The organism is Olleya sp. AS48 (genome assembly GCF_038900355.1).
Lineage (GTDB): Bacteria > Bacteroidota > Bacteroidia > Flavobacteriales > Flavobacteriaceae > Olleya.
Genome location: NZ_JBBMRD010000010.1, coordinates 133064 through 141359, shown reverse-complemented (window position 1 = coordinate 141359; position 8296 = coordinate 133064). Strand labels below are relative to the sequence as shown.

Annotated in this window: 7 protein-coding genes; 5 read left to right on the top strand and 2 right to left on the bottom strand. The window is 33.6% G+C overall.

Annotated elements, in window-relative coordinates:
• Both WNY60_RS12890 and WNY60_RS12885 read right to left on the bottom strand, forming a co-directional pair.
• The coding region (locus tag WNY60_RS12890; RefSeq protein WP_342862599.1) for a PKD domain-containing protein at positions 1–3397 on the bottom strand (3397 nt) is incomplete at its 3' end.
• Between the two features lie 42 nt (positions 3398–3439).
• Complete coding sequence (locus tag WNY60_RS12885; protein ID WP_342862598.1) at positions 3440–3913, bottom strand: hypothetical protein; 474 nt, start codon at positions 3911–3913, stop codon at positions 3440–3442.
• Positions 3914–4108: 195 nt separating this feature from the next.
• Here WNY60_RS12885 and folE point away from each other — a divergent pair, with 195 nt between their 5' ends.
• From folE to WNY60_RS12860, 5 genes are all read left to right on the top strand, one after another.
• A complete protein-coding gene (gene folE, locus WNY60_RS12880; RefSeq protein WP_145000822.1) occupies positions 4109–4786 on the top strand; it encodes a GTP cyclohydrolase I FolE in 678 nt (225 codons plus the stop codon).
• A gap of 10 nt (positions 4787–4796) precedes the next feature.
• Entirely contained in the window at positions 4797–6281 is a 1485-nt protein-coding gene (cysS, locus tag WNY60_RS12875) for a cysteine--tRNA ligase (RefSeq protein ID WP_342862597.1), read from the top strand.
• A gap of 40 nt (positions 6282–6321) precedes the next feature.
• Positions 6322–6543 carry a membrane protein insertion efficiency factor YidD gene (gene yidD / locus WNY60_RS12870; protein WP_145000826.1) on the top strand — a complete coding sequence of 74 codons (222 nt, stop codon included), beginning with the start codon at positions 6322–6324 and terminating at the stop codon, positions 6541–6543.
• A gap of 200 nt (positions 6544–6743) precedes the next feature.
• Positions 6744–7673: a prolipoprotein diacylglyceryl transferase gene (gene lgt / locus WNY60_RS12865; RefSeq protein WP_292946368.1), complete on the top strand. Its 930-nt coding sequence runs from the start codon at positions 6744–6746 to the stop codon at positions 7671–7673.
• Entirely contained in the window at positions 7673–8179 is a 507-nt protein-coding gene (locus WNY60_RS12860) for a DUF192 domain-containing protein (RefSeq protein WP_342862596.1), read from the top strand. Before lgt ends, WNY60_RS12860 begins: the two co-directional genes overlap by 1 nt.
• The last annotated feature ends 117 nt before the right edge of the window (positions 8180–8296 follow it).

The following is an 8296-nucleotide window of genomic DNA, read 5'->3' as shown; positions in this document are numbered from 1 at the left end:
TTAAATCTATACTTGTAAATCCGTCTGGTGTACCATCATCACAAACTTCTAATGGTGTTGGTGTGATTGCTGTTGGTTCAGGAAAAGATGTAATAGATTGATTAGTTGTAGTCGGACAAGGTCCATTTGTAGTGTAATCAATGCTATAAGTTGTATTTGGATTACCTCCAGAAATTAAACCTGTAGCAGCATCTAACATAGCGATATCACCTGCAGCTGGTGGTGTGTTAAATGTAAATGTACCTCCTGATAAACCATCTACTGTCGCTATAGCACCATCACATGTTGGCACATAACTAAATGACGAGTCATCAGCAGCTAATACATTTAATACTTGTGTACTTGAATTGATACAAGCTCCAGCTGTTGTATATAATATAGTATAGCTTGCGCCTGGAGTTGCAAAAGTAACTGTTCCTGTAGCTGCATCAATAACTGCTGTATCTGTTACAGGAGTATCAAAAGAAAATGTTCCACCTGGAGTAGCTACAAAGTCAACAGTTCCACCATTACAATCAGCAATTAATGTAAATGCAGGATCGTCTTGATTTAAAACTGTAATATTTTGAAAACTATTATCTGGACAAGGTCCTGATGTAGTATATTCTACAGTATAAGTTACACCTGAAACTCCATTAGTTACTTCTCCCGTTACAGGATCGATAGACGCTCCGTCTGTAACAGCAGGATTAAATGTAAATGTCCCTGCTACATCTCCAATAATGGTAGCAGTACCACCATCACAATTTTCAAAGACAGAGAATGTTGCATCTTCTGTTGGGTAAACAGTAACATCTTGAGTAGAACTAGCAGAACAAACTCCTCCTGTAGAGTATTGCACAGTATAAGTTGTTCCTGGAACACCATTAGTAATAGTTCCTGTCGTTGGATCTATGGTTTCGGTTCCAGTTGGCACTGGGTTGAAAGCAAAAGTACCTCCTGTTGTCGCTATTGTATCTACCACTGCTCCATCACAAGTAGGCAACATTGTAAACGATGGATCATCAGTCGCTAGCATTGTTAATGACTGATCTGTAGATGAAGGACAAATTCCTGTAGTAGTATATTGAATAGTATAGTTTGTACCTACAACTCCGTTAGTTACTTCTCCTGTTGCGGGATCTATTGTTGCTCCATCTGCTAAATCAGGATTGAATGAAAATGTCCCTCCTGTTGTTGCAACAGCAGTAACTGTACCTCCATCACATGTTGGATCTATAGTAAAAGAAGAATCATCAACAGCATTAACAATCAAGTTAAAAACTGGTAAAGGAGAAGCTATATAACACGCATCGTCTCCAATTACTTGAACTCTTACGTATATAGGCTGTGGGTTAACTGTATTTGTATAGTCACTAACTAAAGCTGTACTTGCTATTCCAGCATCTGCATCTGCAAATGACAAATAATAAGTTACCACAAAACTAGCAGGTGATTGAGTACCTAATATAGCAGCATTTTGACTTTCTAAATCAAAAGGCTCAAAACCATCATTTGAAGCATCATCACAAACCTCCATATCTGGAGCTGGATTTATGGTTGGTTGTGTTGTAATATTTAGTGTAAAAGATTCTACTTCATAACATCCTGAACTCAAATATTCAACTCTTACATAAACAGTTTGAGGCACTCCTAAAACTGCAGACGAAGTATAGTTAGTTGGCGTTGCAATTGCTGCTGTGCCAGCCTCTGCATCTGCAAGCGTTTCATAATAAGTAATTACTAAGTCACCAGGAATAGCAGATGGACCTGTTATAGCTGAATCATTTTCAGTTAGATCAAAAATATATGGTGGTGCTCCAGGATTACATAAAAACAAATCGTTTGGTAAACCATTATCAATTTCTGGTAAAACATCAATACACACTACTTCTGTATATTCGCAACCAAAGTCATCTGTTGTTCTATAAGTATAACAATGTGTTCCAGCGGTTGTTGGTTGAACAGTAATATCATTTCCTGTCGTACTTGTTATCGATGGATCTGCATCCCAAGCTTCAGAGACTGTTACTGGAGTAAACGATAATTCTGGAGGTTGTAAAGCTGGATCAAATTCAATTCCCCAAGAAAATATGTAACCATTATCAACATTTAAATTATCAATAATTTGAATACACCAATCTCCATTTAATGGACTACCTAATAAGGTATTTAAAGAGCCTTCAGGAAGATAAGTACCTGGTGTATATGATGCTCCTGGAGGATTAGATCCTGCAGTTATTGTTGGTGCGTTTTCCAAAATAACCGTACCACTTGCAGAAAAACAATAATCTGCTCCAACACCTGGTGTTACTGAGCCATCATCATTAGCACCTCCAAGATAAGTACCACCTCCTCCTGGATATTCTTTTAAAACAGCTATTTGTCCTGTTGGACTAATAATATTAATATCTAAATCTCCTGCAAAAGAGTGTTCCATATTTACACATATAGAAACAATTTGATTTATATCTGTTAAGGTCTGACCTGAGTCATAGCAATCTACTGTAACACAAGTTTGATAAACAGCGCCTCCACCATCAGGTAAAAAAGTTGTACCACTGATAGGTGGTGTACAATCATTAATAAACTCGGTCGGAGTTACAACACCATTTAGTGTTGTAGAATCTCCAAAACAGATAACACTATCAACAGCTTGTGTACCTGTAAAATCAGGCTCTGTACCAACCTGAACAACTTGGTTGATCAAATTAGTGTTAGAACAACCTGCAGGATCTGGATCTGTGTTTGTATCAGTTACATTTAAATTGACAATGTAAACTCCAGGTGTTGCATATGAAAAGGTTGCATTTTCTCCACTAATAAAATTACCGTCTCCTAAATCCCACTCGTACGTAGCACCTGTTCCATCATTTGAAAAAGTTGCACTTCCGTTTAATGTAATATCTTCACCTGGACATACCCAAATATAACCATCTCCATTTGGAGCTGGCGTTGCACTATCTATTTGAGACACTATGGTTTGACAAGGTTCGTAACAAGCAACTGTCGCTGCCCAACCGGAAGTATTTGCACTTCCATCAGAGGTAAACTCTATTGTTAAACATCCTGTTGGGTTAGTTGGAGTTGCAGAGAACATTCCCGGATTTGCTGCTGCTCCACCTCCAGAAAATGTTCCAAAAGCGTTTGCAGTATTATCATCTCCATCATATATTGTCAACTCATCTGCATTTAATTGTGTACTAAAAGCAGTAAAATCTAATTGCACTTGTTGTCCAGGAAAATCTGGACAAATCGTTAAAATAAAACTTTCTCCATCTGCATAATTTGCAGAAGGTCCTCCTGAATCATAAAAAACGCCACCACATTGACTGACAGTTGTTGTTTGCATTAAAATATCCTGAGAGAAGGATATAAACGAGTTTAAAAATAATAGTGCTAGTAAAAATTTTTTCATTGGTATGTGTTTAAAATACAACGTTAAAAAAAAACGTAAATATTATTTTTTATAGGTTTGTGGTTTAATAATTATAAAAAAATTGGTTCCGTCTATCTTATATATAATAGATCCCATTCTGTAAAACTCTAAATTATACTTTAAAGGATTAAAAGTACTTTTATTAAAAGCTACATCTCTTTTAAGGCTTGGATTATAAATATCAAATAACTCAACTTCTGATAAAAGTGTATACTTATCATCATCCTTTAAATTTGTAATTTCTTTAATTACAATTCTATTACGTAAAAGGTGCTTTAAGTTTTTTACTTTTTGAGGCTTACTTAATACGTATGCATCTAATTTATCTTGATACACTTCCTTTATCATTGACAACTCTTGAGCTGTTAATGGTGCATCTACATTTTTACCAAATTTAACTAATTGCGTATTTTGGTTTTTCTGAGTTTGAGCTATTCCGTTTTGTGTAAACATCACAAATCCAAATAAAAGGGGTAAGAAGATTCTAAGAGTCATTGTTTATAAGATAAAATTAAGTGGGAAAATTAAGAAAATTTTAATAAAGTAAATGTTAATATGGGTATCTAATTCTGTTTTTTATGATTTATAATAGTATAACAGTTATAATTAATAAATACCTACCCTTATTCAAATTTATTTATTGTTTATCTTTGCAAACTATTTTAAACACCTTTTACAGACTTTATTTAAATGAAGATTGATAACAATATAGATAATACAGATGCTATCGGAGAAAACCACATTAGCACTAATCACGATACGCCTTTAAGAGCTGATGCTTTTGAATTATCAGACGCTGATAAAATTGATAGCATAAAAAAAGACGTAACAAATATTTTACAAACATTAGGTTTAGATCTTACTGACGACAGTTTAAAAGGAACACCTAATCGTGTAGCTAAGATGTTTGTTAACGAAATTTTTGGTGGGCTTCACCCTGACAAAAAGCCAAAAGCTTCAACTTTTGATAATAAATACCAATATGGCGAAATGCTTGTAGAAAAAAACATTACTGTTTATTCTACCTGTGAGCATCACTTACTACCAATAGTAGGTCGTGCACACGTAGCATACATATCTAACGGAACCGTTGTTGGTTTATCTAAAATGAATCGTATTGTAGATTATTATGCTAAACGACCTCAAGTACAAGAACGTTTAACAATCCAGATAGTAAAAGAGTTACAAAAAGCTTTAGGCACAGATGATGTTGCTTGTGTTATCGATGCTAAGCACTTATGTGTAAATTCTAGAGGAATTAGAGATATTGAAAGCAGTACAGTAACCTCAGAATTTGGAGGACAATTTAAAAAGAAAGCAACAAGACGCGAATTTTTAGATTACATCAACTTAGAAACAAAATTTTAGAAAAACAGTAATGGAACTTTACAAACAACAACACATAAAAATATATAATTCGCTTTCTGGCGAAAAAGAGAATTTTAAAGCTATTAACGATGGTTATGTTGGTATGTACGTTTGTGGTCCTACTGTATATAGTAATGTACATTTAGGTAATGTCAGAACATTTATGTCTTTTGATGTTATTTTTAGATACCTCAAACACCTAGGTTATAAAGTACGTTATGTTAGAAACATAACCGACGCTGGACATTTAGAAAATGATGCAGATGTTGGAGAGGACAGAATTGCGAAAAAAGCAAGACTAGAAGAGATTGAGCCAATGGAAGTCGTGCAACGTTACACAGTAGATTTTCATAATATATTAAACACCTTCAATTTTCTTCCTCCAAGTATAGAGCCTACAGCTACTGGACATATTATTGAGCAAATAGAACTAATAAAAACCATCATAGATAATGGTTTTGGATATGAAGTAAATGGCTCTGTATATTTTGATGTCCATAAATATAACCAAACTAATAATTACGGAATTTTAAGTAAGCGTAAGCTAGAAGACTTAATCCATAATACCAGAGAACTAGAAGGACAATCAGACAAGAAAAATCCTCAAGATTTTGCACTTTGGAAAAAAGCCGAACCAACACATATCATGCGTTGGCCTTCTCCTTGGAGCGATGGATTTCCTGGATGGCATCTAGAATGTACAGCAATGAGCACTAAATACTTGGGAGAGCATTTTGACATACATGGTGGCGGAATGGATTTAAAATTCCCTCATCACGAATGTGAGATTGCACAAAACCAAGCAGCCAAAGGAAAAACACCTGTTAACTATTGGATGCATGCCAACATGCTAATCATGAACGGTAAAAAAATGGCAAAATCTACAGGTAACTTTATATTACCAACCGAGATTTTTACAGGTGAAAACAAAAACATCACCAAAGCATTTACACCAAGTGTCGCTAGATTTTTTATGCTTCAAGCACATTACAGAAGTATTTTAGATTTTACAAATGATGGCTTATTAGCTAGTGAGAAAGGCTACAACAGATTAATGGAGGCCATAAGTCAATTAGAAGATTTAAAAACATCAGACAATACAACGTTAAACATTGCTGCATGGACGCAAAAATGTTACGATGCCATGAATGACGATTTTAATACACCTATTCTAATTGCTAATTTATTTGAAGGAGTAAAATACATCAACCAAATAAAAGAAAGCACAGAAACTATTACTACAAAAGATTTAGAAGATTTTAAAAACACAATCAACGCTTTTGTATACGATATATTAGGATTAAAAAATGACAAAACTAATGCTGCAAACGGAACAGATAAACTATCTGGAGCAGTGCAATTATTAATAAAACTACGTCAAGAAGCCAGAATCAATAAAGATTTTGCACTATCTGATCAAATCAGAGACGAACTAGCAGAAGCTGGCATACAACTTAACGATGGTAAGGAAGGCACAACCTTTTCTACCAATTAAAACTAATTAAGTCCTTTCGGTAAGAGAGGACTTTTTTATTATGAAAAAGATAATCTTAGCTCCATTTCTATTTTTAATCAAGGTTTATCAAACCCTAATTTCTCCATTTACACCAGCCACTTGCAGGTACCAACCAACCTGCTCACATTACACCAAAGAAGCCCTATTAAAACACGGTTTATTAAAAGGACTAAAACTAAGCATTAAACGTATTTTAAGTTGCCATCCTTGGGGAGGAAGCGGTTATGATCCAGTACCATAATTACATTTTTTTTTAATTTGGGCGTTTTAACAGGCTGTCCGTTATATCTTTTTTAAGAAAAATAAAAAAGGATGCCACTTCCATCCCTAACGCACTTGCGCCAAAAATTAGTACAAACATTAATTTATTGCTAAACCTTTGTCAAGTAATTCTAATAAATAAAGCATAAATACTATATTTACACTTACAAAAATTAAACTATGTACTTACTTAAATTCGATTGGAATCCTTTAACTGGAATCGATATTATCGGAAATTTTAAAATTCATTTTTACAGTGTCATGTGGATTGCTGCGTTTGTTATTGGACATGCCATAATGAAACGTATTTTTAAACGCGAAAAAATAAATATAGAATTTTTAGACCCATTATTTATTTACACTGTTTTAGCAACCATGTTAGGTGCACGTTTAGGACATGTCATTTTTTACCAACCAGAACTAATTACCCAAGACCCATTAAGTGTTTTATTACCCTTTAAATTTAATGGTGGATTCGAGTTTACCGGTTTTCAAGGATTAGCCAGTCATGGTGCTGCAATTGGTATAATCATAGGAATGATATTATATCGTCGCAAATACAACTACAAATCCTTAATGTGGATTTTAGATCGCATTGTAATACCTGTAGCGTCTGGAGCAGTTTTTATTAGAATAGGTAACTTTATAAATTCCGAAATTATTGGAAAAGTAACAGACTCTGATTTAGGTGTTAGATTTGTGCAAGAGTATTATAATAAGTATGAAATTGTACAAAAAACAGGAATTAAAGACGTAAAAAAAGCATACGCATCTATAACAGACAATCCAAATATGTCAGAGTTATTAAACGCTATACCTTATAGACATGCTGCACAGTTATACGAGTCGTTTTGCTACATATTTGTTTTTTTAATTTTATGGTTTGTATACACTAAAACAACTAAAAAAGATCAAACAGGATTTTTATTCGGATTATTTTTAATACTACTATGGAGTGTTAGATTTTTTGTGGAGTTTGTTAAAGAGCCACAAGGAGAAGAGTTTATTAATTGGTTTGGACTTAACACAGGACAATGGTTAAGTATCCCATTTATATTAATTGGATTATATTTTATGTTTTTATTTAAACCAAAAACAAGTATCAAATAATGAGAAATTTAAAAAACTATACGACTATACTTTTTAGCTTAGTTTTACTTGTAAGCATTACGTCTTGTAAAAAAGAAAAGGAAGCTATTGCTCCTGTTGAAGTAAACTTTAAAAAGGAAGGAGAGTTAACTTTGTTTAAAGGGACTACAGATACTATTATTAAGGTTTTTAACATAGAGGTTGCTAAAACAGATTACGAAATCCAAACAGGCTTGATGTATCGTGATAGTATGAAAGATGATCAAGGTATGTTGTTTGCTTTTAATGACGTACAAATGCGATCATTTTACATGAAAAACACGCGTATACCATTGGACCTTATCTTTTTTGATCATAATAAAACTATTGTTAGTTTTCAGGAAAACGCAAAACCAATGGATCAAAGCAGCTTACCATCTAATACTCCTGCACAATTTGTGCTAGAGGTTAATGCAGGAACAGCACAAAAACTTTTACTTGACGTAGGAGATAAAATGGACTACTTTGAGTACATGTTAGAAAAATAAAACCATTATTTATAGATATAAAAAGCCTAATTGTAAAAGTTACAATTAGGCTTTTTTTTGTGCTTATATTTTAGGTTATAAGTTATTACATTAATAACCACATCTATTTAATGCATG